Source organism: Agriterribacter sp., from assembly GCF_035444585.1.
Taxonomy (GTDB): domain Bacteria; phylum Bacteroidota; class Bacteroidia; order Chitinophagales; family Chitinophagaceae; genus Agriterribacter.
The window spans coordinates 1-24928 of record NZ_DAOMOZ010000012.1 but is presented as its reverse complement, the minus strand read 5'-3'; the positions used below and the strand labels follow the sequence as shown (position 1 = coordinate 24928).

Sequence of the window (24928 nt, the reverse complement as noted above, 5' to 3'; positions counted from 1 at the left end):
GGTGGGCAGTTCGAAAACCTGGTAGAAGCTACACAACGTTTATCCGTTGCCGTTCCGGTAGCGTTGCTGCTGATACTGGTGATGCTGTATTTCGCCTTCGGATCGCTGAAGTACGGGTTGCTGATCTTTTCCGCCATTCCTTTATCGGCCATTGGCGGCATACTGGCCTTATGGGCCAGGGATATGCCTTTCAGCATTTCGGCGGGGGTAGGTTTTATCGCCTTGTTTGGTGTTGCGGTATTGAATGGTATTGTGCTGATCGCAGAATTTAACCGGTTAAAGCAAACAGGATTGCAGGATATTCAACAAATTATTATGGAAGGAACACGAATAAGGCTGCGCCCGGTATTGATGACGGCAAGCGTAGCATCGCTGGGCTTTTTGCCTATGGCGCTGAGCCAGGGAGCGGGAGCCGAAGTGCAGCGGCCGCTGGCTACTGTTGTAATTGGCGGATTAATAACGGCTACCATGCTTACGCTGGTAGTGCTGCCGGTATTGTATCGTTGGTTTGAAAAAAGGGGAATGAAAAAAAATCGTATGAAGCCTGCAGCAGCTCTTATACTGTCTTTCCTGTTATGCAGCGCTGTGCAGGGACAGCAAAAATTGACACTGGATAAAATGCTGAAAATGGGCAGTAAGCAGAATCTTAATCTGCAATCGGTAAAAAAGGAAGCGGATTACTGGAAACAATTGCAGGCAGGAGTTTTTGACCCTGGCAAAACCCAGTTGGGTGGCGAATACGGGGGCATCAACGGTGTAAAAAACGATACCCGTTTTTTTGTGAGCCAGGGTTTTAACCTGCCGGTAGTTTACCATCGCCAGCGGCAACTGTTTAAAAATGAGCAAACCGCACAGGAACAGTTGGCCAACTGGAAGCAGGCAGATTTGCAACGGGAAATTAAAAAAGTGTTTTATGCCCTGGCCAACGGATTGGAAAGAAAAAAGTTGTTGCAACGGTTAGATTCGGTATACAGCCGCTTTCAGCAATCGGCAGCGCTCCGCTTAGAAGCAGGCGAAAGCAATGTGCTGGAAAAAACCACCGCCGATGCACAGTTGCAGCAGTTGCAATTACAACAGCAGCATCTGGATGCCGATATACTGATATGGCAGCAGCAATTGCAATGGCTGCTCAATACGGATGAATTGTTCCTGCCGGCATACGCCACCTTAAAAATGGGAGATATGGCTTTGCCCGACACAACCTCAGTGACTGCTCATCCGCAGATACAATACAATAAATTGCTGGAACAAACAGCGGCGGCACAAACCAATGTGGAAAAAGCAAAGCTATTGCCCGACTTTGCTGTTGGCTACAGCAACCAGTCTATTATTGGTTACCACAGTGAAGATGGCATCAGCCAGAAATATTATAGTGGCAGCAACCGCTTTCATATTGCCAGTGTAACTGTTGGCATTCCGTTGTTCAACAGCGCAGCAAAAGCACGGATCAAAGCGGGCAGCGTACAGGAGGAAGTTGCAGAAATGAACACAAAAGCAACAATGCAATATTTAAAATATAACCTGCAGCAGCTTACAGAAACATTGAAAAAAGAACAGAACAACCTGGAATATTATGAAAATGCCGGATTGCAACAGTCCGAACTGATCATTAAAGCAGCAAGATTGAGTTTTGAGAATGGTGAAATAAGTTACCTCGAATGGACAACATTGATGAACAATGCAGTGAATATCCGGTTGAACTATATGGACGCTGTACACCAATACAATCAAACTCTTATTGAATTAGAATACTTAACCGGAAAATAAAATTTTATGCGTTATCTGTATATCATGGCATGGCTGGTACTGATGACAGCCTGTACCTCAGAAGAACAACCCGGGCAAAAGCAAAGTGCTGTATCCGAAGACACAGTAACGCTTACCGCAGCGCAAATTGAAAATGCCGGTATAGAAACCGGTATTGTGCGGAAGCAATCGCTGAACAGCGAGCTCAGGGTGCATGGGCTGGTGGATGTTCCCCCGCAAAATATCGTTTCGGTCAGCTTCCCGGTGGGCGGCTACCTGAAAAACACGAAACTGCTGCCGGGTATGCATGTAAATAAAGGAGAAACCATTGCTATTATGGAAGACCAGGCGCTTATTCAGTTGCAGCAGGATTACCTGATAGCAAAGGCGAAATTACAGTATACGGAAAAAGATTTCGAAAGACAGAAGATGCTGAATGAAAACAAGGTAAACGCCGATAAGATCTACCAGCAGGCTCAGGCGGATCTTACTTCACAAAAAGTAGTGGTGAAAGGATATAGTGAAAAACTGAAGCTGGTTGGCATTGATCCCGAAAAGCTGAATGAAAATACGATCTCAAGAAGCGTTCCCCTGCATTCGCCCATCAACGGATTTGTTTCCAAAGTAAATGTAAACATTGGTAAATATGTGAATGCTGCAGACGTTTTGTTTGAGCTCATCAATCCGGACGACATCCACGCCGCGCTCACTGTATTTGAGAAAGACCTCGGAAAGGTAAAACCCAGGCAAAAGGTAATGGTAACTTTTGTAGATGATCCTTCCACTGAATATGAGTGTGAAGTAATACTGGTGACTAAAAATGTAGATGACAACCGCAGCGCCCTGGTGCATTGTCATTTTGAAGAACAGCCCAAACAATTGTTGCCGGGTATGTTCATCAATGCCAGGATCAAAGTAAGCAATGCGCAGGTAACAGCCGTGCCCGAATCTGCAGTAGTACGTTACGGCAGTGATGAATTTGTGCTTGAAGACAGGGGGAACAACAGCTTTTACCTTCTGCCTGTTCAAACAGGAATGAAGGAAGCCGGTATGGTGGAAATTACAGGTAAGGAGCGTGATCTTACCGGGAAAAAGGTGATCATTAAAAACGCTTACGCGGTATTGTCGCAGATGAAGAATGCGGGAGAAGAAGAATGAGCAGGCTATCTATTAAGGTTTGCGGGCCGGAAGGGCAGCACAGCAAACCTAACAGATATGAGCCAAATAATGTATCTTTAGCCTCATTCATTATTATGAGTTCACCGGTAAAAATATTACCTCATTATACCTATGCCGATCATGTGCAGTGGGAAGGTCAATGGGAATTGATTGATGGCATACCTTATGCCATGAGTCCCTCACCTGTTCCAAAGCATCAGCGGATCGCCAATAACCTGGGGGCGGAATTCAGGTTACAGCTCAAACAATGTAATAAATGCAACGCCTATCAGCCCGTGGATTACCGCATAGCCGATGACACCATTTTACAGCCGGATATGCTGATCATTTGCGGTACAGTCACTAAAAAGTATTTAGACTTCCCGCCTGCACTGGTGGCTGAGATCCTTTCTCCTGCCACGGCATTAAAAGACCGGCATACCAAATACGGCATTTATGAATCACAGGGTATACCCTACTTTATCATCATAAGTCCTGATACCGAAGAAGTGGAAATTTATGAACTGGAAAACGGAACCTACCGGCTTTCCGGTAAAGGGAACGCTATCGTACATGGGTTTACATTTGAAGACTGTAGGGCGGTAATTGATTTTAAAGAAATATGGTAGGATATCCGGTTAGACCTGTTAGATTTGTCTGACAGGTCTCAAATTATCTGACGATATCTCCTTTCAACCGCAGCAATTCCGTTTCGGAAAGCTTGGTATTGTATCTGGCTGCTATCAGGCGGTCATAGGCTTCTTCCAGGCTTTTTTGTGCTTCTCTCAATTCTAAAAAAGTAGAAACACCCTGGCGAAAACGTTCCAGCGCGATCATCACGTTTTCTTTCGCCAGCTCAATATTTTCTTCTTCAAGCCGCAATGCATTGATCTGGTACTGATAGCTGTTGAATGCTACTCTGACCCAGATATTCACCTGGCTCTTTTGCCTGGAAACTGCAATATCCTGGTATTCCACATCCAGCTGTGCCTGCCGTATGTTCCTTTTAACGCTTAAATTATTGAGTATGGGGATGGTAGCGGTAAACCCTAAATTGTATCCTTTGTTGCGGCTGAAAGTGGAGGCAAAAGGACTTATATTATTTTGATTTTCATTACGCGTAAAGCTATAGGCCGATACAAAAGAAACAACAGGCCAACGGGAAGCTTTAGCTTCTTTCAATGAGATCTTTGCAATATCTGCATTTTTCAGCGCCTGTAAAACAGTTGGGCTGGAAGCTTCGATCTGGTTTTGAATGTCGGATATATTCAGATCGAGCTTAAGCGGAATGGAGTCGGCCACTTCGTATACTGCCGGCAACTTCATGCCGGTCAGCTGGTTTAACTGGTCTCTTAACTGGATCATGGTCGTTTGCTGCTCCAGGTGAGCCGCTTTCTGTGCGTTCAGATCTACCTTGGCCTGCAGCAGTTCAGGCTTTGTTCCTAATCCTACCGATAATTTCCTGTCGGCCAGTTTTACCCTTTCTTCATTAATGGACATCTGTTCCTCTATGGCTTTCAACAACTGCTTTTGCCGCACGATCAGGTAATAGTTATTGATGATCTCCGCGGTAGTGTTCACTACCTGGTTTTTCAGGTTAATTGTGCTCAGGTTATACAATTCCTCAACCTTTTGTTTGGTAGCGAACATTTTCAATCCGTCAAACAGGGTCCAGTTTAAATTCAGAGCGGCGTTGATATTATCCGTTTTAATGCCGGTGCCCTCCACATCATCGCGGGTATCATACTTTTGCTTTTGCGCGGAAGTGGTCCACAGTGTACCGGCTGTTGCGTTTATATTGGGTAAAAAGGCGCCGTATATATAACGCTGATCCGTAGCTGCTGCCGCAGAATCATTGCTTGCCAGTAATATGTCATAATTACTATGCAGCCCGGCAGCAATAGCTTCCTGCAGCGTGATCATTTGCTGCGCCTTTACCGCTATATTTAAACCACATGTTATTGTTACGATGCTGATGATTCTTTTCCATTCCATAGCAGGTCAGGCTCTTTTTTCTTCTGAAAAATATTCGTCAATATGACTCTCTTGCTTTCTTGCCGAAAGAAAACTATACATAGCAGGAATTACAAACAAGGTTAAAACCAAAGAAAATATAATGCCACCAACAATCACGATACCAAGGGGAATACGACTGGTAGCAGCCGCACCGAACGATAAGGCAATGGGCAAAGCGCCCAAAGACATGGCAAGGCTGGTCATTAAAATTGGTCTTAACCTGGCCACGGCAGCTTCAGTAACCGCCCGGCCTTTTGGAATACCTGCTCTTTGCTTCTGGTTAGCGAATTCCACGATAAGGATGCCATTTTTGGTTACCAGACCGATCAGCATGATCATCCCGATCTGCGAAAAAATGTTCAGGGTCTGACCAAATAACCACAACGACAATACCGCACCGGCGATAGCCAATGGCACGGTAAACATAATCATAAAAGGAGCAATAAAGCTTTCGAACTGTGCTGCAAGCACTAAAAATATTAAAACGAGCGCCAGCACAAAGGCGAACATCGTGTTACCGGAGCTCTCCGCAAAATCGCGCGACGAGCCGGCAAGTGATGTGGCAAAAGTATCATCCAGCATTTTATCGGCTATATCCTGCATGGCTTTTATGCCATCACCCAGCGCTACTCCCGGAGCCAGCCCCGCCGAAATGGTAGCCGATTTGTAACGGTTAAAATGATAGAGGGTAGGCGGCGTAGTGCTTTCCTTAACGCTTACCAGGTTGTCTAACGAAATGCTTTCACTCCGCTGATTGCGCAGGTAAATATTTTTGAGGTCAGTGGGTTTGTTCCTGTCTACGCGCGGCACCTGCCCTATTACTTCGTATTGCTTGCCGTCTTTGGTAAAGTACCCCAATCGCCTGTTGCTGTAAGCCAGTTGCAGCGCCTCAGAAATAGCGTCAACACTCACACCCAGCGCACTGGCTTTCAAACGGTCAACCGTAACCGAAAGTTCCGGCTTATTTAATTTGAGATCGATATCCACTCCCTGGAAAGCGGGGTTTTTACCGGCTTCGTCCATGAACCCGGGTAATACATCCGTCAGCTTCTCAAAATTGTTATTCTGTATAACAAACTGAACCGGCAGTCCACCTCTCCGGCTAACCGAAATGGTTTGCTGCTGGGTAGGGAACGCTTTCCCTTCCGGAAATTTCGGGAGATTCCTGTTAACCATATCTACAATATCCTGCTGCGACCGTGTGCGCTCGGCCGGGTCGGTTAATGTTACCCTCAAAAAGCCGGTATTTACAGAACCCGACCCCGAAAATCCGGGGGCTGTTACCGTTAAAACCGATTTGGCTTCCGGAACAGAATCCAGCACAAAATTGGTGAGTTTATCTATAAAACGGTCGGTATAATCAAAAGAAGAACCTTCGGGCATGGTTACCGAAACCCGGAACTGGCTGCAATATTCCATGGGCGCCAATTCAGATTTCAGTCCTCCGCCTATCAGCCATATCACCGCTCCGCAAATCAATATAATCACCACTGCCACCCATTTAACGTTCATAAACAATTTCAGCAAACGATGATACCCGTTTTCCATACCACTGAAAAAAGGTTCAGTTACCCTGTAAAGCCATCCGTGCGTATGCTTTTTTCGGGCAAGCTTTACATTCAGTACGGCTGTAAGCGTTAACGATACAAAAGCCGACACCAGCACAGCCCCCGCTACCACAATACCAAACTCACGGAAAAGCCTGCCCACAAACCCCTGCAAGAAAATAATGGGTAAAAAGATAACAGCCAGCGTAATAGAGGTAGAAATAACGGCAAAATAAATTTCTTTAGACCCCTCCTTGGCAGCCTGCCACTTGTTCATTCCCAGCTCTATCTTTTTATAAATGTTCTCCGTTACCACTATACCATCATCCACTACCAGCCCTGTTGCCAGCACAATAGCCAGCAGGCTTAATACATTAATGGTAAACCCGCAGAGATACATAATAAAGAATGCGGCTATCAGTGAAACCGGTATATCTATCAACGGGCGTAAGGCCATCAGCCAGTCGCGGAAGAAAAAATAAATGATCAGGATAACGAGTGTTATAGCGATAACAAGCGTTTCTTCCACCTCGGATATGGATCGCTGAATAAATACACTGTCGTCCAGAACAATGTCCAGCTTAATATCGTCAGGCACTTCCTTTTTTAATTGCTCATACCGTTTGTAAAACTCGTCGGCAATAGAAATATAATTGGCTCCCGGCAGTGGTACAATGGCAAGCGCGATCATCGGCACACCATTGAGCTTTAAGATGGTTTCTTCATTTTCCGGCCCCAGTACCGCTTCTCCAATATCCTTTAGGCGTATAATACTGCCCCCAAAATTCTTTATGATAATATTGTTAAACTCCTCCTCTGTTGATAACCTTCCGAAGGTTCGTACGGTAAGCTCCGTGTTATAGCCGGCAATTTTCCCCGAAGGCAGCTCCACATTCTCTTTTAAAAGCGCCTCCTGCACATCCTGGAAAGTAAGCCCGTACGCATTAAGGCGCGAAGGCTCGAACCAGATGCGCATGGCATATTTTTTTTCACCCCATATCTGCAGGCTGCTTACCCCGGGGATGGTTTGTAATCTTTCCTGCAGCACATTGGTTGCATATTCCGTAATTTGTAACTGGTTACGGGTATTGCTTTGTACCGTCATAGATATGATGGAACTCGAACTGGCATCTGCTTTGGAAACTACCGAAGGCGCATCAAGGTCTTGCGGCAAACGGCGCTGTGCCTGGGAGGTTTTATCTCTTACATCGTTAGCGGCAGCTTCCAGATCAACACCCAGCTCAAACTCGATGGTAATATTGCTCATGCCCTGGCTGCTGGAAGAAGTCATGTTTTTAATGCCGGCAATACCATTGATGGATTTTTCTATAGGTTCTGTGATCTGTGATTCTATAATATCGGCATTAGCCCCCGAATAGTTGGTCCGTACATTAATAATAGGCGGATCAATAGCAGGGTAATCCCTTACTCCAAGAAAAGTAAAACCAATTACACCAAACACAACAATGAGAATGCTTGCAACGGTTGCCAATACCGGGCGCCTCAAACTTATTTCAGAAATATTCATTATTGTATTTTGCTGAGTTGTATTTCAGAATCAGGTTGCACTGCCATTAACCCCGACGTTAATACCGTATCTCCAATATTTACTCCGCTGGTTATCTGCAGATATACCGAATCTCTTATGCCCGTGATGACCGGTAAAAACTCCGGCGTTCCATTTTTATATACAATAACCTGCTTGCCATGACTAAGCGGTATTACAGCCTGGGTAGGTATTATAATGGCATTGTTATCTTTAGCAAGGTCTAATGCAACTTTTGCAAAAGCACCTGGTAAGAGCGAAGGATGTTTTCCCTTTACCAGCGCTTTTATATTTAAACTGCGGGTATTGGCGTCAATGAAATACTCGGTAGCCAATACGGTAGCATCAAACTTCCTGCTTACCCCATCAATGCTAAAACTAACCGTTTTGCCCGGTACAAAATTAGTACTGTATTTTTCAGGAACGGTAAATTCTAATTTCAATTGGTCTACCTGCCGTATGGTAGCAATTACATCGGCAGGAGAAACATAGGCGCCAAGACTGATGTTCCTTAACCCGATGCGACCGTCGAAAGGAGCCCTGATCTCGGTTTTGGCAATGTCTACTTTCACCAGCTCAATATCGGCCTTGTTATTGCTTACCTGGAGCTCGCTCAGGTCAACATCCTGCTGACTAATACCCTGTATTTTTAACAGTTCTTTATACCGCTCTACTGTTTTTTGATTGATCTCCAGTTGAACCTCCAGCTTATCCAGCTGAGCCTGCAGATCATCATCAAACAATTTGGCCAGCAGGGTTCCCTTTTTTACAAAGCTGCCCTCCTTAAAATTGATGCTTACCAACCGGCCGGTAATTTCCGGCCGGATATCTGTTCCTTCTGCAGGCAGCAGAGAGCCCGCCACTTCAATATTTTCGCTTAGGGGGGTTGTTTTTACAATAAATGCATCGGCTATAACAGTACGGCTTCTCTCTTTGATCGGGGTTGCGGCTTTTTCTTTTTTTGCAGCGCAGGCAAACAAGCCGGAGAAGACAATAATATATAAATATAAGTTTCTCATCGGTTGCGAAACTAACACAATTTGAAGTTGAAACATTCACCGCCTGTAAATAAGTGAACGTTAATTAATGTTAATGAAATGTCCCGGCAGTCCCGACGATCCAAACAATAAACAATAGTTAATTGATTTGTCTTTTTAGTATGACCAACTCATTCACTTGTTCCCTGCCCGAACAGATTTACAAAATCCTGCGATCGCTTTTAAACAATTCCCTTAAAAAAGTAAGCCCAATAAAATAGCAGGTGATGAAGCTATTCCGGTATTGCCGATTTTATTGCAAGGGTTTTGCACACACAGTTGAAATTGGGCCAACGGCCGGTATCCGCACAGATGCCGGTGCTATTTGATCATGACCGGATACAAGCTGTATCAAAAACGAACACCTGTTGTATCGCTAACGTACGAAGGAATAGCATATTATACTATAATTAATTGATAATCAATCAATACACATCCTGGCACAACATTCACTTATTAACACTAATGTTTCCCGTGTGTTGATTTTTGGGAGCTGACTAAAAAGTAATCTTTTGCCACAAAGGCCCGCCTTAGCGGCATATCTTCAGACTGAACCTTTTACTCAGCCTCTTTAAAAGCCGGGAATATTGCTCAAAAAATAAAAGAATGGACAGAGTTATTGTAAAAAAGAAATGGAACACAAAACGTATCCTCACTATAGCCGGTGTAGCGGGTATCACTGCATTGATCATCCTGAGCTATTATTCCACTTCCGGCAATTCAAAATTAAATGTAGACACGGAAAGGATTACAGTAAGCGAAGTAAAAGAAGGCATTTTCCAGGAAACCATTCCTGTAAATGGCATTGTGCTTCCGGTAACGAGTATTTATCTTGACGCGCAGGAAGGCGGAAGGGTTGAAGAAAAATATGTGGAAGACGGAGCGGTCATGAAAAAGGGGCAGCCCATTTTACGCCTTTCAAATACAGATCTGCTCATGACACTGATGAGCCAGCAGAACAATGTATACAATACACTCACGCAAATGCAGATCAACAGCAATAATGCACAGCAGAATACGGTGTCCAAGCTCAACCAGATGGCGGATGTTGAAAGCCAGCTAAAAGAGGCGGAAAGACTATATGATTTGAATAAAAAGCTTTTTGCTGAGAAAGTGATCGGCTCGCAGGAGTTCAGGCAATCGGAGATCAATTACAATTACTACCTCGAAAAGAAAAAGCTTACCGAGCAGATCCTTTACCAGGATTCGATATCACGCTTGCAGCAGGCTACCCAGGATAAGCAATCGTATGCCGGTTCACAACAGGCGCTCAATATCATGCAAAAAAAAGTAGGCGATCTTATTGTTCGTGCACCCGTTGACGGGCAGCTTACTTCATTGGATGCGGAGATCGGGCAGAATAAAAATAAAGGAGAAAGGTTGGGGCAGATAGATGTGCTGAGCGGTTTTAAAGTAAGGGTGGATGTGGATGAGCACTATATTTCGAGGATATATCCCGGGCAGAGAGGACGTTTCACTTTTGCCGACACCACTTACCAGTTAGAAATCAAAAAAGTGTTTACACAGGTAACCAACGGGCGTTTCCAGGTAGATATGGAATTTGTGGATAAAGTACCCAAAGGCATACGGCGCGGGCAAACCCTGCAAACCCTGCTGGCCTTGAGCGATGAAAGAAAATCTTTACTGCTGCCGCGTGGCGGGTTTTACCAGAAAACCGGTGGCAACTGGGTATTTAAAGTATCGGAAGACGGTAAAAGAGCATACAGGGTAGACATACAGTTGGGCAATCAAAACCAGGATTACTATGAAGTGCTGCAGGGACTACAGCCGGGCGACAAAGTAGTAACAAGCAGCTATGAAAATTATGGGGATATGCAGGAGTTGGTGTTGAAGTAAGAAGGTATCAGGTATCAGGTATGAGGTGTCAGGTTTGGGGTGCCAGTGTGTTAAGATTCCGGAATATTTTTAATGAATGAGTGAATCATTTTCCTGATCTCCGTTATTTCAGTTTCAAGTTCTTTAAATGTTGGATCGGAAAGTAATTTTAGATCTTTGGACAAAATGAGCTGGTATTCTAATTCTGAAGATGAGCCTGAAGCCATCACCAAAAATCGTCTAAAATCAGGATTGCTGTTTCTACCACACCCTTCAGCAATATTAGTGGGGATAGACGAAGCTGACCTACGCATTTGAGAGACAAGGCCAAATAGTTCTTCTTTTGGATAGTTTTTTGTACAGGAGTAAATTTTTAGGGTTAGCAAATGGCTTTTTAACCAAATAGATAAATCTCGGAAATTTCTCATTGTAAATGTTTTTGATGGTTAACAATCAACGATAGTATGAATAAACCGGCACCCGGACCCTGAACCTTATTTTAAATTATGAAAATACTATTAATGAAAAAAATATCTTTTATAAAAATAAAAAACCTCATACCTGATACCTGATACCTGATACCTGATACCTCATACCTTAATTCAAAATAAATGCAAATGATCAAAATCTCTGAATTAGAAAAAATATACCGTACCGAAGAAGTAGAAACAGTGGCGCTCAATAAGCTTTCTTTTGAAGTAAAAGATGGTGAATTTGTAGCGGTAATGGGGCCTTCGGGCTGTGGAAAATCAACCCTGCTGAACATCCTCGGAATGCTGGACGACCCCGATGCAGGCAGCTTTTTATTCAACGGCATTGAGGTGGCGCATTTCAATGAGCGCAAACGCGCCGACCTGCGCAAGCACAATATCGGTTTCGTATTTCAAAGCTTTAACCTTATTGACGAGCTCACCGTTTTTGAAAACGTGGAGCTGCCGCTAATATATACCGGCGTAAAGTCGGCCGAACGAAAAAAAAGAGTTGAGGCTGTACTGGATAAAGTGCAGATCATGCACAGGCGCAATCACTATCCCCAGCAGTTATCGGGCGGGCAACAGCAACGTGTAGCCGTAGCAAGGGCAGTGGTCAATAATCCCAAGCTTATTCTTGCCGATGAGCCTACCGGTAACCTCGACTCAAGCAACGGCAATGAAGTAATGCAAATGCTTACCGACCTGAATGAACAGGGCACCACTATTATTATGGTAACGCACTCCGAGCACGATTCAAGGTACAGTCATCGCATTATCCGCATGCTGGACGGACAAACGGTTACAGAGAACATACTGGTTTAATTTGAAAATGAAGCGGTCGGTACGCGACAAAAGGAGCGTCAGACCGCAGGTTAATTTGAAAATTTGAAAATGTGGCAATTTGAAAATGTAGCGGTCGGCACGCGACGAAGGAGCGTCAGACCGCGCGATAATTTGAAAATGTGAGAATTTGAAAATTTGAAAATGATAAATCAGAAATCAACAAACTTGTCCGCCGGGGCGGATCAGCAATCATAAATCAGCCTGTATGCTCAAAAGCTATTTCAAAACAGCCTGGCGCAACCTCCGGAGGAACAGGTTGTTTTCTTTCATAAACATACTTGGTTTGGCTATTGGCATTGCAACCTGTTTCATCATCATGTTGTATGTTCAAAGCGAGCTCAGCTACGACCGGTTCCACAAAAACGCCGGTGATATTGCAAGGATCATTTTCCAGGCAGAGATAAATGGTGGAAAAATAAACGAAAGCGTAGTGATGGCTCCCGTGGCAGCAACCATGAAAAAAGATTTTCCTGAAGTAATGGAAGCTACCAGGATCGTAGACAACGGTAAACCTAAGATCAGGCTTGGCAACAAAATATTTAGAGATGATAGGGCAGCATTTGTTGATTCAAACTTTTTCAGTTTTTTTACATTTCCTTTTATCGAAGGAGATACAAAACGTGCTTTAACCACCCCCAACTCTGTTGTATTAACAAAATCGACTGCATTAAAATTCTTCGACAAAGAACAGGCCATCGGCCAAACGATAAGATTCAATAATGATAGTACCGTATACAGTGTTACTGCTGTAATGGAAGATATTCCGGCTCATTCGCATTTTCATTTCGACATATTTCTTTCAATGATGAACCTGCGGGATGCCAATTCTGATTCATGGATGAGCGGTGGCTTTCATACTTATTTATTGCTGAAACCGGGTACGAATCAGCAAAAAATACAGGCCCGGTTTCCGGATATGGTAGCCAGATATATGGGCCCGCAAATTCAAAAGGGAATGGGCTTAAGCCTTGAACAATTCAGAAGCAAAGGAAACAAGCTGGGTTTTGTGCTGCAACCCTTAACCGCTATACACCTGCATTCTGATACTTCCAATGAATTTGAACCCGGCGGAAATGCAACCTACGTATACATATTTGGCGGTGTTGCGTTTTTTATGCTCATGGTAGCCTGCATCAATTTTATCAACCTCTCTACCGCCGGTGCATCCAAAAGAGCGAAAGAAGTAGGTATCCGGAAAGTAGCCGGCTCCGGTAAACTTCAACTTATCAGGCAATTTTTATCTGAATCGTTGCTGATAACCTTCTTTGCATTGCTCATGGCGTTTGTATTGTTGCAACTGGCGCTCCCCTGGTTTAACGATATCTCCGGCAAACAACTGAGCATCGGGTTAAACCCTGTATTGGCTTTTATCGTTTTGGGATTAATTGTTGGACTGGCTGCCGGCATTTATCCCGCGTTCTATCTATCCTCTTTTAAGCCTGTGGTTGTATTAAAAGGAAAACCTGCAGGTAACAATAAAAACTTTGCCTTACGGAGTGGACTGGTTGTTTTTCAATTCTTCATTTCCGTGACTTTGATTATAGGAACCATAGTGGTGTACCAGCAAATGAAATACATACAAAACAAAGACCTGGGATACAACAAAAATCAGGTCATTACTATTCCCAATTCATGGGCTTTAGGCGCAAATCAAAAAGTATTCAAACAACAAATGCTGCAGGATCCCCGGGTATTAAGTGCAACAATGTCGTGGTACAAACCTACAGAGCCGAACAACTACAACAATGCACTGGCCTATCCGGCCGGTAACGACAATTTGATAGTAAGCGGCGTAAACTATTATGTAGATGACCAGTATATTCCTACCCTGGGCATGCAAATGATCAGCGGAAGAAACTTTTCGCAAGATTTCCCTACCGACTCCGGCGCTATTATTCTGAACGAAACCGCGACAAAGGCTTTAGGATGGACTGCGGAGACTGCTATTGATAAAACAGTAATAAGGCAGAACAGCCCTAAAGGTGATAATTTTTCTTTTCATGTAATTGGTGTGGTAAAAAATTTCAACTTCAAATCCCTTCACGAAGCCATAAGTCCCTTGTATATGACCCTTCAACCAGAGGGCGGACTGATCTTTAAAGTAACCAACAGCGATATACCCGGTCTGCTGGCTGACATGAAAACAAGATGGGACAGTTATAATACAGAAGAACCATTTACTTTTTCATTCATGGATGATTATTTCAACAAAGCCTATGCTACTGAACAAAAAACAGGTACAATACTGAACATCTTTGCCGTGCTCACCATATTTGTAGCCTGCCTCGGGCTGTTTGGACTGGCAACCTTTACCGCAGAACAGCATACCAAAGAGATCGGCATCAGGAAGGTATTGGGCGCCAGCGTTACACAGGTAACCCAGATGCTTTCCAAAGAATTTCTGAAGCTGGTGCTGATCGCTTCGCTCATTGCATTCCCTGTAGCCTGGTGGGGCATGAATAAATGGTTGCAGAGCTTTGCCTATCGCATTGATATTTCATGGTGGGTATTTGCAATAGCGGGATTGGCAGCGCTGGCAATTGCACTGCTCACAGTGAGTTTCCAGGCTATAAAGGCTGCGGTGGCAAACCCGGTGAAGGCGTTGAGAAGCGAGTAAATGCAGCGGTCGGCACGCGACCAAAGGAGCGTCAGATCGCGGGGGAATGTGAAAAATGCCTGCCCCCGTCCGACTAGAGTCATCCGGGCGGGCAGCTGGAGAGACGGGTGGAAATGTGAAAGTGTGGAAATGAAATCGGTCGGCACGAGACGAAAGATCGTCAGACCGCGCTTTAATATCAAATCTTAAATCCCAATCTCAAATGATAAAAAATCTCTTACTCGTTGCGCTGAGAAATTTTAAAAGAGACAAATGGTACAGTCTCCTGAATATACTTGGACTTACCATTGGAATAACGTTTGGCCTATTCCTTATCTTTTATATTAAAGATGAGCTGAGTTATGACAGGTATCACGAAAAAGCCGACAGAATATTTCGTGTAAACTCCATCATAAAGGAAGCCGACAGGGATACCATGCGCTGGGCGATCGCGCCATTTCCAATGGGACCTGCTTTGGCAAAAGATTACCCTGAAGTAGAGGAATCTGTTCGGTTCGTGAACAGCGGAAGAACAATGTTCAAGAATGGTGGTTTGCGCTTGTATGAAGACAAGGTTTTTTTTGCCGATAGCAATGTGTTCCGTGTATTTACCTGCCCTTTTATTGAAGGTGATCCCAAAACTGCTCTTATTGAACCCAATACCCTGGTGCTTTCAGAATCATCAGCCATTAAATTTTTTGGAATAAATAAGAGTTATACAGGCAAAACATTACAAAATGTTAATGGCAAAGTATACAAAGTAACAGGCGTGATGAAAGATGTTCCCAAAAATTCCCACTTCATTTTTAATATACTTGTTTCAAGAAGTTCACTCCCGGCCGACTTTGCAAACAACTGGGGTAACTTTGATTATTTCACTTATGTATTACTGAAGCGGGGTACAACAGCCGCAGCCTTCGACAATAAGATGAAGCCGATGTATGATAAATACCTCGCTTCCATTTTTGCACAGTATAATATCAAAATAAGGTTTGAAGCGCAACCTGTAACATCCATACATCTTCATTCCAGTACCGCTAACGAGCCTGAAGAAACCGGAAGCATGTCTTATATCTATATTTTTGCTGCGGTTGCCTTTTTCATGTTGCTGATTGCCTGCATCAACTATATGAACCTTACCACCGCAAGATCAGCCAGAAGAGCAAAAGAAATAGGCATAAGAAAAGTAACCGGTTCAAATAAAATACAACTGGTACTGCAATTTTTGATTGAATCCACATTAACAGCTTTTTTTGCATTGCTGCTAAGCATTGGTCTCATCGCGTTGTTCCTTCCCATGTTCAATACATTAGCCGGAAAATCCATTTCCTTCGGCACATTATTCAGACCGGATACCATCTTTATCCTGCTGGCTGTTGTACTTTTTGTTGGTATAGTGGGAGGTAGCTACCCGGCATTTTATTTGTCGAAGTTTAACCCGGTCAATGTATTAAAAGGAAGTCTGGCGAAAGGATCAAGCAATGTTAGTTTAAGAAGAGCTCTGGTAGTGATACAATTCTCCATATCCATGATCATGCTCATTTGCACATTGGTGGTATACGGACAGCTTCAATATTTAAGAGATAAAGATCTCGGCTTTGACAAAGACCGCGTGATGCTCGCATCGGCCGTTACAGACAGGAACATTCAAAGCGCTATACTTTCCTTTAAGAATGAAATGCGCAATAACCCGCAGGTGATTGCTGTTAGCTCTGCAAGCTCAGTGCCGGGACAGGGGAACAGTTTCAATTTATTCACTGTTCAAACCAAAGACGGGTATGTAGATAAAGGAGTAGATGTATATGCCATTGATGAAGACTATATCAAAACACTTGGTATTAAGCTGGCAAAGGGCAGGAACTTTTCCGGGCCTTCAGATACGCTGCATGGCATGCTGGTGAATGAAAAAATGGTGCAGGAATTTGGCTGGGGAGATAATCCCCTTGGTAAAAGAGTGAAATTCCCCGGTGATACTTCAGGCAACTATCTTGAAGTGGTAGGCGTGGTAAAAGACTTCAATCAAAAATCGTTATATAATCCTATTGCCCCATTGATTCTGTTGTACAGGCCCAATACCAATCTTATCCAGCTAAAATTAAGCACTGCAAATATTCCTTCTGCCATTGCAGGCATAGAAAATACCTGGAAAAAAATATTTCCCGATATTCCTTTCCAGTATACATTCCTCGACCAGGATTTTGACTCGCAATATGCCGCTGATCAGAAGCGTGGAAAGATATTTACCGCATTCTCAGTACTTACCATATTAATTACATGCCTCGGGCTTTTAGGATTGATCGCCTTTACCACAGCCCAAAGGCAAAAAGAGATCAGCATCCGGAAAGTAATAGGCGCCAATATCGGGCAGATCATTCCGCTGATCACAAAAAAATTCGTTGCCCTTGTCGGGTTATCCTGCCTTGTGGCTTTCCCGGTTGCAGCATATTTCATGGCGAAGTGGCTGGAGATATTTCCATACAATACAGGCCTGAGCATAACACCGTTCATACTTTCGGCACTGGTTGTGTTATTGATAACAATGCTTACGGTTATATTTCATTCTGTAAAAGCAGCAGTGGCGAACCCCGTGAAGTCGTTGCGAACAGAATAAACCCGTCATTGCGATCCGCCGCGGCGGAGAAGCAAAAGCGGCTGTTGCAAATCCTGTAAAAGCGTTGAGAAGCGAGTAAATGCAGCGGTCGGCACGCGACGAAGGAGCGTCAGATCGCGGGGTTAATTTGAAAATTTGAAAATGTGGCAATTTGAAAATGCAGTGGTCAGTACGCGACGAAGGAGCGTCAGACCGCGAGATAAAAAGGTGAAAAGTGAGAGGTGGGGAGATAAAGGTCAGAAATTGGGTAGTAAAAATGAAAGCAGCTGGTATGCGGCAACGGAGCGCTTTAGCCGGATGATAATGTATATTAATTCGCGCCGGGGTTTTCATCACAGCCATGGCGGGCTGGCTATGAAACCCTGGCGCTAACAATTCGCCGGGGTCTCACCTTCCCCATAGTTGCCCCGCTGTGAAGACCCCGTCGGGAAGAAAAAACATAAACATATGTTGAAGAATTATTTTTTAATAGCATTCAGAAGTTTTAAGAAAGATAGAACAGACACCCTGATAAGTCTTTCGAGTTTGGTGCTGGGGCTAACCTGTGTATTGTTGATTGCAGGATATATCTATTTTGTTGCCAATGCAGACAAAAGTTATTCTAACCATAACCGGATATATCGTGTTATCAGCACCAACACAAAATTTAATATTGGTAAATCAGAAACTGTACCTATTCCTTTTGCGCCAACCCTGGTAGACGAATTACCCGAAATAGAGGATCAGACACGTATTCAAACATATACCACCCAGGCGCTCATTAAAAACCAGTATACCGACTTTAGCCTGAGCGAGGTCAATAACAGTTTCTTCTCCATATTTAATTTTAAATTTCGCCAGGGCAACCCGGCAACAGCATTAAACAACCCCGATAATATTGTACTCACTGCCGCCACTGCGAGGCGCTTGTATGGCACTTTGGATGTGGTAGGACAATCGTTTGTTACCCGCGATAAAATGTATATCATCAGTGCCGTGTTGAATGACCTGCCGCAAAACTCCTTTCTGTTAACCGATGCATTTAGTTACAAGCCTTTAAACGAAAATTACCGGAAACTGGATGCCGGCGCTGCAGGCACTTACTTTATGGGAAACGCATTTTTACTGCTGCATGAAAATGCATCACTGCCGCTCGTAAACGCCAAAATAGAACAGTTCTGCAGGAAATACAAAATGGACAATTTCAAAATGGAATTGCAGCCTGTTACAAAAATATACCTGCATTCTTCTCGGGTTAAGCAACAATCATCTGAATACAAACTAAGTGACATTAAGTATATCTATATTTATGCCGCTATTGCACTGCTGCTGCTGGTTGTTGGTTGCATCAATTTTATCAATCTTGCTATAGCCCGGAATATGGAAAGGGTATCGGAAATGGGTATCAGAAAAGTGATGGGCGCACAAAAGAAACAGATTGCTTATCAGATACTGACCGAAACTTTAGTTTATTTTTTAATTGCCGCCATCCTGGCATTTACGTTAGCTGTTATATGCTGGCAACAATTCACGCTTCTGAGTAATATCTCAGCCTCGCTTGGTTTTATGCTGAACCAATATACACTTTTGCTGGTTTTGGGTGTTTGCATTACTGCCTGGTTATTATCTGGCCTGTACCCGGCAATTTTTCTTGCAAATATTTTTCCTGTCATCGCATTAAAGCAACGAAACGGCAACCTGAAGTTTGGCGTAAATTTCAGAAAGTTGCTTATTACGCTTCAGTTAACCATTTCTGTAGTGCTGATAGTAGCTGCAATTGTTGTAAATGCACAACTACATTATCTAAATAACAAGCCGTTAGGATTTAATACAGATAACCTGATCAGATTCAACCTGCCTTTCTTAAAAGATTATCCACAAGCTTTTAAAAATGATTTACTGGCAAATGGAAGTATACAGTCGGTTTCATTATCTGCCTTAAATATAGGTAAAAGCTACAGCATGTATACCAGTCTTACCAATCCTTCCGACACAACTAAATTATTGGAAACTGCAATTGTTAATGCCGATATGGATTTTATGAACACGCTGGGCATACCCATTATTGAAGGCCGGTCATTTTCTAATGATTTTCCCGCAGATATAGCCGATTATGACAGCGTTAACTGGACGGGCGCTGATCCTACACGTCCTATCATTGTTTCGGCCTCCCTTGTAAAGGCGTGACAGATAGAAAAGCCGATAGGTGCAGTATTAAATAAGAATTTCTTTTTGCAGGGAACCATTATTGGCGTATTTAATGAGTTTAGTGCAACGAACCTCAGGACTCAAACACCTCTTGTTGCCATACGCTGTAAATCAAATGGCTCGTACCTGCCATATGCATACGTCCGCATTAACAGCGCTAATACGGCTGGAAGTCTGCAATTCATTGCCGGCGTTTTTAAAAAACATTTCCCGCAGGAAGGGTTTGATTTTAGTTTCGTAGATGAAAGAGTAGCAGCTCAGTATCAAACCGAAATAAGGCTTACACAACTCATTAATGCATTTACCATACTGTCTATAGCATTGTTAGTGCTTGGCTTATTCAGCCTGGTATCGTTGATGGTCCGCAGGCGTACAAAGGAAATTGGGATCAGGAAAGTACTGGGAGCATCTGTAAGCAGCATCCTTGTTTTAATTGGTAAAGAATTTATTGTTTTAATTCTTTTGGCTTTGGCTATAGGCGCACCTGTAGCACACTTCGCCACTACAAAATGGCTTGAGGGTTATGCTTACAGAACAAACATTAGTTGGTGGTTCTTTGGGCTGTCTGCTTTCATCACCATCCTGATTGTGTTGCTTAGCATCGGAAGCAGGTCATTTTCTGCGGCAATGGCCAACCCGGTAAAAAGTTTGAGAACGGAGTAATACAAATGTGGGAAATGTGGAAGTGTGAAAATTTGAAAATGAAAGCGGTCGGCACGCAACTAAAGGAGCGTCAGACCGGGGGTAATTTGAAAATGATAAATCAGCAGTTAACAAATCAGAAATCATAAATCACTTTCATGATAAAAAACTATTTCAAAACTGCATGGATGCATTTATTAAAAAATAAATACGCTTCGTTCATCAATATTTTTGGACTGGCCACAGGCATCACCTTTGCCTCGCTGATTGGCTTATGGATCCACTATGAAACTTCCTTCGACAGCTTTCACAGGCACGGAGACCGTATAGCGCTTGTGTTGAAACATTCCTTATTTAATGGCAAGAAAAACACCCAGGAAGCCACTCCTATGCCCCTTCATGATGAGCTCAAAAATAACTATCCTGAAGTTGAGCACGCCACAAGGATAGACTGGGGAGGAATGCACAGTCTTGCTGTTGAGAATGGTAAGTTCAGCAAAAACGGGCGTTTTGCAGATCCTGATTTCCTGCAGATGTTTACGTTTCCGGTAATAAAGGGGAACCTTAATACAGCACTGAATGATCCTTCTTCTATTGTGCTCACCGCTTCGCTTGCAAAAGCGTTGTTTGGTGATGCTGATCCGATGGGCAGGATCATACGGTTCGATAATGAATATGATCTGAAAGTTACCGGTGTGATGAAAGATGCTCCTGCAAATTCTACTATCCGTTTCGATTATATTGTTCCTTATGCTTTTGCTGTGCAAACTTCTGAATTTATTAAAAACAACAGTACAAATTGGGGCAATAACTTCATGATGAATATGGTAGAGTTGAAGAAAGGCGCTTCTATGGGAGATTTTTCAAAAAAGATCGGGCAACTGAACACGCTGAGGGATCCGAGAATGAAAAATCAAACACTGTTCCTGCATCCGATGTTTAAATGGCATTTGTACAATGACTATAAAGACTGGGTGAATACAGGTGGGAAAATTGAATATATACGTTTATTTGGCCTTGTTGGAATATTTATTCTGTTGATCGCCTGTATTAATTTTATGAACCTCGCTACTGCAAGATCCGAGAAGCGGGCAAAAGAGGTAGGCATAAGAAAGGCATTAGGTTCGTCACGCCGTCAACTCATTATACAATTCTTTTCGGAATCCATACTGACTTCTGTTTTTGCATTTTTATTGGCTCTTGGCCTGATACAGTTGCTGTTGCCCTATCTGAAAAATATAGGGTTTGAAAATATTCATTTTGATCTTAGTAATCTTGCGTTGCCTAGCGCCGTTTTGCTCGTTGCCATTGCCGTGGGATTTTTTTCGGGGGTATATCCCGCACTTTATCTTTCTTCATTTGTACCGGTGAGCGTATTGAAAGGAATATTTAAACAGGGTAACCGGGCAATAGGTTTTCGCAAAATACTGGTGGTAATGCAATTTTCCATTTCCATAGGCCTGATCATCGGCACCATTATCGTGGTACGGCAGATCAACCATGCCAAAGACCGTCCCATCGGCTATGATCCGAACAACCTGATCAACATTGCTGCAAGCAATGATCTTGCGGTAAACTTCCAGCCGTTGAAGAATGACCTTCTCAACAGCGGTTATATAGCATCTGTTGCCAAAGCATCGCAACCAATGACCAGCCGTTACAATAGCTGGAGTGATTTTTCATGGGATGGAAAAGATCCTGATGCAGATATAGCCATAGATGCCATCATGACTGAATGGGATTTTGAAAAGACCGTAAAACTAAAATTTATAGAGGGAAGACCTTTCTCCAGGGCTTATAAAACAGATTCAAATGCAGTGATATTGAATGAAGCAGCGTTGAAAACGATAGGCTATCAAAACCCAATTGGCAAAACCATACAACTGGGAGATCGCACATTGATTATTGTTGGCATTGTAGAAAATATAGTATTACTGGATCCATTCAAAGCGGCATCTCCCCTTGCTATTATCTTTAACGGGAACAGCACCAGCAATGTTAATACCATTTTCCTCAGGTTAAAAGCTACAGCAGACTTAAAAAAGGCCCTGGCAGCTGTAAAGCCGGTTTTTGAAAAGTATAATCCTTCGATGCCATTCGAATACAGTTTTACAGATGAAGAATTTGCAAAGAAGTTTACAACCGAGAACCAGGTGGCCAAACTCTCCGGAGTTTTTTCGGTGTTGGCCATTTTTATTTCCTGCCTGGGATTATTTGGGTTGGCAACATTTATGGCAGAAAGACGTGCCAGGGAAATAGGCATTAGAAAGGTATTGGGGGCCTCCGTTATGAACCTGTGGATATTGCTTTCTAATGAATTTACAATACTGGTATCAATTGCCTGCCTGATAGCATGTCCTTTATCGTACTGGATAATGCATAGCTGGCTTGAGGATTACGATTATCGCATTCACATAGGCTGGCAGGTATTTGTATTGGCTGCATCACTTGCATTAATAATTGCCCTTGTTACTGTAAGCTTTCAGGCCGTAAAAGCGGCGGTGGCTAATCCTGTAAAGTCATTGCGAAGCGAATAAGGAAATGAAGCGGTCGGCACGCGACCAAAGGAGCGTCAGATCGCGGGGAATGTGGAAAATGGCAACTGAAGATAGCGATTGCCGGGAGCTCATAGCCCAAATCTTACCCCGATTCCCCAAAGCTTACTTTACAATCACAACGATGCGTATCTTTACACTATGCCAAAAAAAGAAAAGCCCATATTTAATAAACGCATTTTTTGGGATGTGGTATTTGAAAATATTGACTACGATGCCAAAGCCAATTTTGTAATTGAAAGGGTATTTGAACGCGGTGATGTGGAAGATATACGCAACTGCCGGCGCTATTACGGCGATGAAAAGGTGGCGGAAGCATTGTTGAATGCAAAATTTTTGCCTGAGACCAGAATGTACCTTGCAAGTGCAGTCATTAATAAACCGCTTACAGATTTCAGATGCTACATCTTGAGACAGTTGAACCCAACACTTTTTCCCTATTAAGGCAATTAATGGAGATACCCGCGCTAAAAGGTTTTTCTTTAGTAGGCGGCACTGCCTTAACATTATTGTATGGACACCGCATATCTGTTGATCTTGATTTGTTTTCAAATAAGGAGTTTACAAATGATGAAATTATAGAGGAACTGACTAAAAAATTCGGAAGTAATTTTATCATGGAAGAGAAACCGCCAAGGTTTGGAATTTTTTGCTATATAAATAATGATAAAGTAGATATTGTCCGCCACCCTCATCCCCTGATCAGAAAGGAATCGGTTATTGACGACATCAGGATGTTTTCGCCGGAAGATATAATTGCCATGAAGGTGCAAGCCATTCTTGGCCGGGGAAAAAAGAAAGATTTCTGGGACATTGCTGAACTGCTAAGCCATTATTCTGTTCAGGACTTTATCAACTTTCACAAGGAAAAATATGCAAAACAAAACCTGTTGATAACCGTACCCCAGGCGCTCACCTATTTTGCCGATGCCGAAGAAAGTGAGGATCCCATCAGCTTAAAAAAACAAAGCTGGCAAAGCATAAAAAATTTTATTTCTCAAAAAGTGAGCGCATATTTAGCCTGAGCTACCCCCACGCTGCTGAACGCCGTACGAACGGCTCACCTCTTCCGTCTGAGATGAGGAACGCCTATGGTCAAACGATATTTGGGTAAATATAAAATTGGTAACTGGTCGTCTGGCAGAATAAAAAGTTTGGAGCTATTCTGAAAGGGTGAAGCACCGTCCGTTTCCGTACATACTTTGTCCGGTATTGCACACCTTTTAATCAAATTATTTTCTATCAATATGGATATCAATAAATTATGTGCTGGCATAAGTGTTGAAGCCTTGTGTGGGTGAAAGGTGAGAAGTGAGAAGATAAATGAGACGGGATGGCGAAAATGCAGCGGTCGGCACGCGACGAAGGAGCGTCAGACTGCGGTACTAAAACAATAAACTAAAAACTATAAACTATAAACTATAAATACTAAACTCCGGTGAGGATGTAACATTTTCCTTACCGATACGTATAATATGCAACATTGATTTTTTTTGCCGGTCTTTATATAGGCCGGGTGCCTTTTCTTATAATATTCCGTGAGCGGGTCTCATCTTTCTTATACAACCGTATGATCAAAAATTTCTTTAAGACAGCGTATCGAAACCTGGTGCGCAACAAGGGCTTTTCAACCATCAACATTACCGGCCTTGCCATTGGCATGGCCAGCGCCATCCTTATTTTGCTCTGGATACAGAACGAAGTGAGCTATGACCAGTTCCATGATAAAAAAGACAGGATCTACGAAGCCTGGAACCGGGCGCGTTTCGACGGCAAGCTCATGTGCTGGAACACCACACCCAAAATACTGGCAAGAACACTTGAGCACGACCTCCCGGAAGTAGAAAGAGCAGTACGGGTAAACTGGAACAGCAACCTGCTTTTTACCGTAGGCGATAAAAAAATAATGAAATCCGGTAATATGGTGGATACCGGCTTTCTTCAAATGTTCAGCTTTTCCCTGCTCAGGGGCAATCCTGCCACAGCGCTCAATGATATGCATGCTATCCTGCTTACGGAAAAGATGGCAAAAAGCCTTTTTGGTGATGAAGATGCGATGGGTAAAACCATTAAAGTAGATAACAAGGATAATTTTACCGTAACCGGTATTTTAAAAGACTTTCCCAATCATTCAA

17 protein-coding genes are annotated in these 24928 nt (G+C 43.2%); 13 read left to right on the top strand and 4 right to left on the bottom strand.

The genetic code is table 11. From position 1 onward, the window contains the following. The 3 genes from PLH26_RS02455 to PLH26_RS02445 all read left to right on the top strand — a co-directional run. Positions 1-1767, top strand: a 1767-nt coding sequence (locus PLH26_RS02455) for a TolC family protein (protein WP_324584394.1), incomplete at its 5' end; no start/stop codon positions are given. 6 nt (positions 1768-1773) lie between these two features. Further along, positions 1774-2904, top strand: a complete 1131-nt coding sequence (locus tag PLH26_RS02450) for an efflux RND transporter periplasmic adaptor subunit (protein WP_324584393.1) — start codon at positions 1774-1776, stop codon at positions 2902-2904. Between the two features lie 95 nt (positions 2905-2999). Beyond that, entirely contained in the window at positions 3000-3533 is a 534-nt protein-coding gene (locus tag PLH26_RS02445) for a Uma2 family endonuclease (protein ID WP_324584392.1), read from the top strand. A gap of 43 nt (positions 3534-3576) precedes the next feature. Here the strand turns inward: PLH26_RS02445 and PLH26_RS02440 are convergent, their stop codons facing one another. From PLH26_RS02440 to PLH26_RS02430, 3 genes are read right to left on the bottom strand one after another with little or no spacing between them, the layout of a single operon-like run. Next, positions 3577-4899, bottom strand: a complete 1323-nt coding sequence (locus PLH26_RS02440; RefSeq protein ID WP_324584391.1) for a TolC family protein — start codon at positions 4897-4899, stop codon at positions 3577-3579. Between the two features lie 6 nt (positions 4900-4905). Beyond that, positions 4906-7995, bottom strand: a complete 3090-nt coding sequence (locus tag PLH26_RS02435) for an efflux RND transporter permease subunit (protein WP_324584390.1) — start codon at positions 7993-7995, stop codon at positions 4906-4908. Continuing rightward, positions 7995-9032 carry an efflux RND transporter periplasmic adaptor subunit gene (locus PLH26_RS02430; protein ID WP_324584389.1) on the bottom strand — a complete coding sequence of 346 codons (1038 nt, stop codon included), beginning with the start codon at positions 9030-9032 and terminating at the stop codon, positions 7995-7997. The genes PLH26_RS02435 and PLH26_RS02430 overlap by 1 nt, the downstream gene beginning before the upstream one ends. A gap of 624 nt (positions 9033-9656) precedes the next feature. Between PLH26_RS02430 and PLH26_RS02425 the strand changes: the two genes are divergently transcribed. After that, complete coding sequence (locus tag PLH26_RS02425) at positions 9657-10907, top strand: efflux RND transporter periplasmic adaptor subunit (protein ID WP_324584388.1); 1251 nt, start codon at positions 9657-9659, stop codon at positions 10905-10907. Between the two features lie 50 nt (positions 10908-10957). On the opposite strand, the gene PLH26_RS02420 is transcribed toward PLH26_RS02425, so the two are convergent. Further along, a complete protein-coding gene (locus tag PLH26_RS02420; protein WP_324584387.1) occupies positions 10958-11314 on the bottom strand; it encodes a four helix bundle protein in 357 nt (118 codons plus the stop codon). A gap of 189 nt (positions 11315-11503) precedes the next feature. On the opposite strand from PLH26_RS02420, the gene PLH26_RS02415 reads away from it, so the two are divergent. The 9 genes from PLH26_RS02415 to PLH26_RS02375 all read left to right on the top strand — a co-directional run. After that, positions 11504-12181, top strand: a complete 678-nt coding sequence (locus PLH26_RS02415; RefSeq protein WP_324584386.1) for an ABC transporter ATP-binding protein — start codon at positions 11504-11506, stop codon at positions 12179-12181. A gap of 226 nt (positions 12182-12407) precedes the next feature. Then, positions 12408-14819 (top strand): ABC transporter permease, encoded by a 2412-nt coding sequence (locus PLH26_RS02410; RefSeq protein ID WP_324584385.1) that lies wholly within the window; start codon positions 12408-12410, stop codon positions 14817-14819. 202 nt (positions 14820-15021) lie between these two features. After that, complete coding sequence (locus PLH26_RS02405) at positions 15022-17409, top strand: ABC transporter permease (protein WP_324584384.1); 2388 nt, start codon at positions 15022-15024, stop codon at positions 17407-17409. 447 nt (positions 17410-17856) lie between these two features. Then, entirely contained in the window at positions 17857-19575 is a 1719-nt protein-coding gene (locus tag PLH26_RS02400; protein ID WP_324584383.1) for an ABC transporter permease, read from the top strand. 45 nt (positions 19576-19620) lie between these two features. Then, positions 19621-20259: an ABC transporter permease gene (locus tag PLH26_RS02395; RefSeq protein ID WP_324584382.1), complete on the top strand. Its 639-nt coding sequence runs from the start codon at positions 19621-19623 to the stop codon at positions 20257-20259. Between the two features lie 137 nt (positions 20260-20396). Next, complete coding sequence (locus PLH26_RS02390; protein ID WP_324584381.1) at positions 20397-22775, top strand: ABC transporter permease; 2379 nt, start codon at positions 20397-20399, stop codon at positions 22773-22775. 159 nt (positions 22776-22934) lie between these two features. Continuing rightward, a complete protein-coding gene (locus PLH26_RS02385) occupies positions 22935-23237 on the top strand; it encodes a DUF6922 domain-containing protein (RefSeq protein WP_324584380.1) in 303 nt (100 codons plus the stop codon). A gap of 8 nt (positions 23238-23245) precedes the next feature. Next, a complete protein-coding gene (locus PLH26_RS02380; RefSeq protein WP_324584379.1) occupies positions 23246-23818 on the top strand; it encodes a nucleotidyl transferase AbiEii/AbiGii toxin family protein in 573 nt (190 codons plus the stop codon). Positions 23819-24363: 545 nt separating this feature from the next. Then, positions 24364-24928, top strand: a 565-nt coding sequence (locus tag PLH26_RS02375; RefSeq protein ID WP_324584378.1) for an ABC transporter permease, incomplete at its 3' end; no start/stop codon positions are given.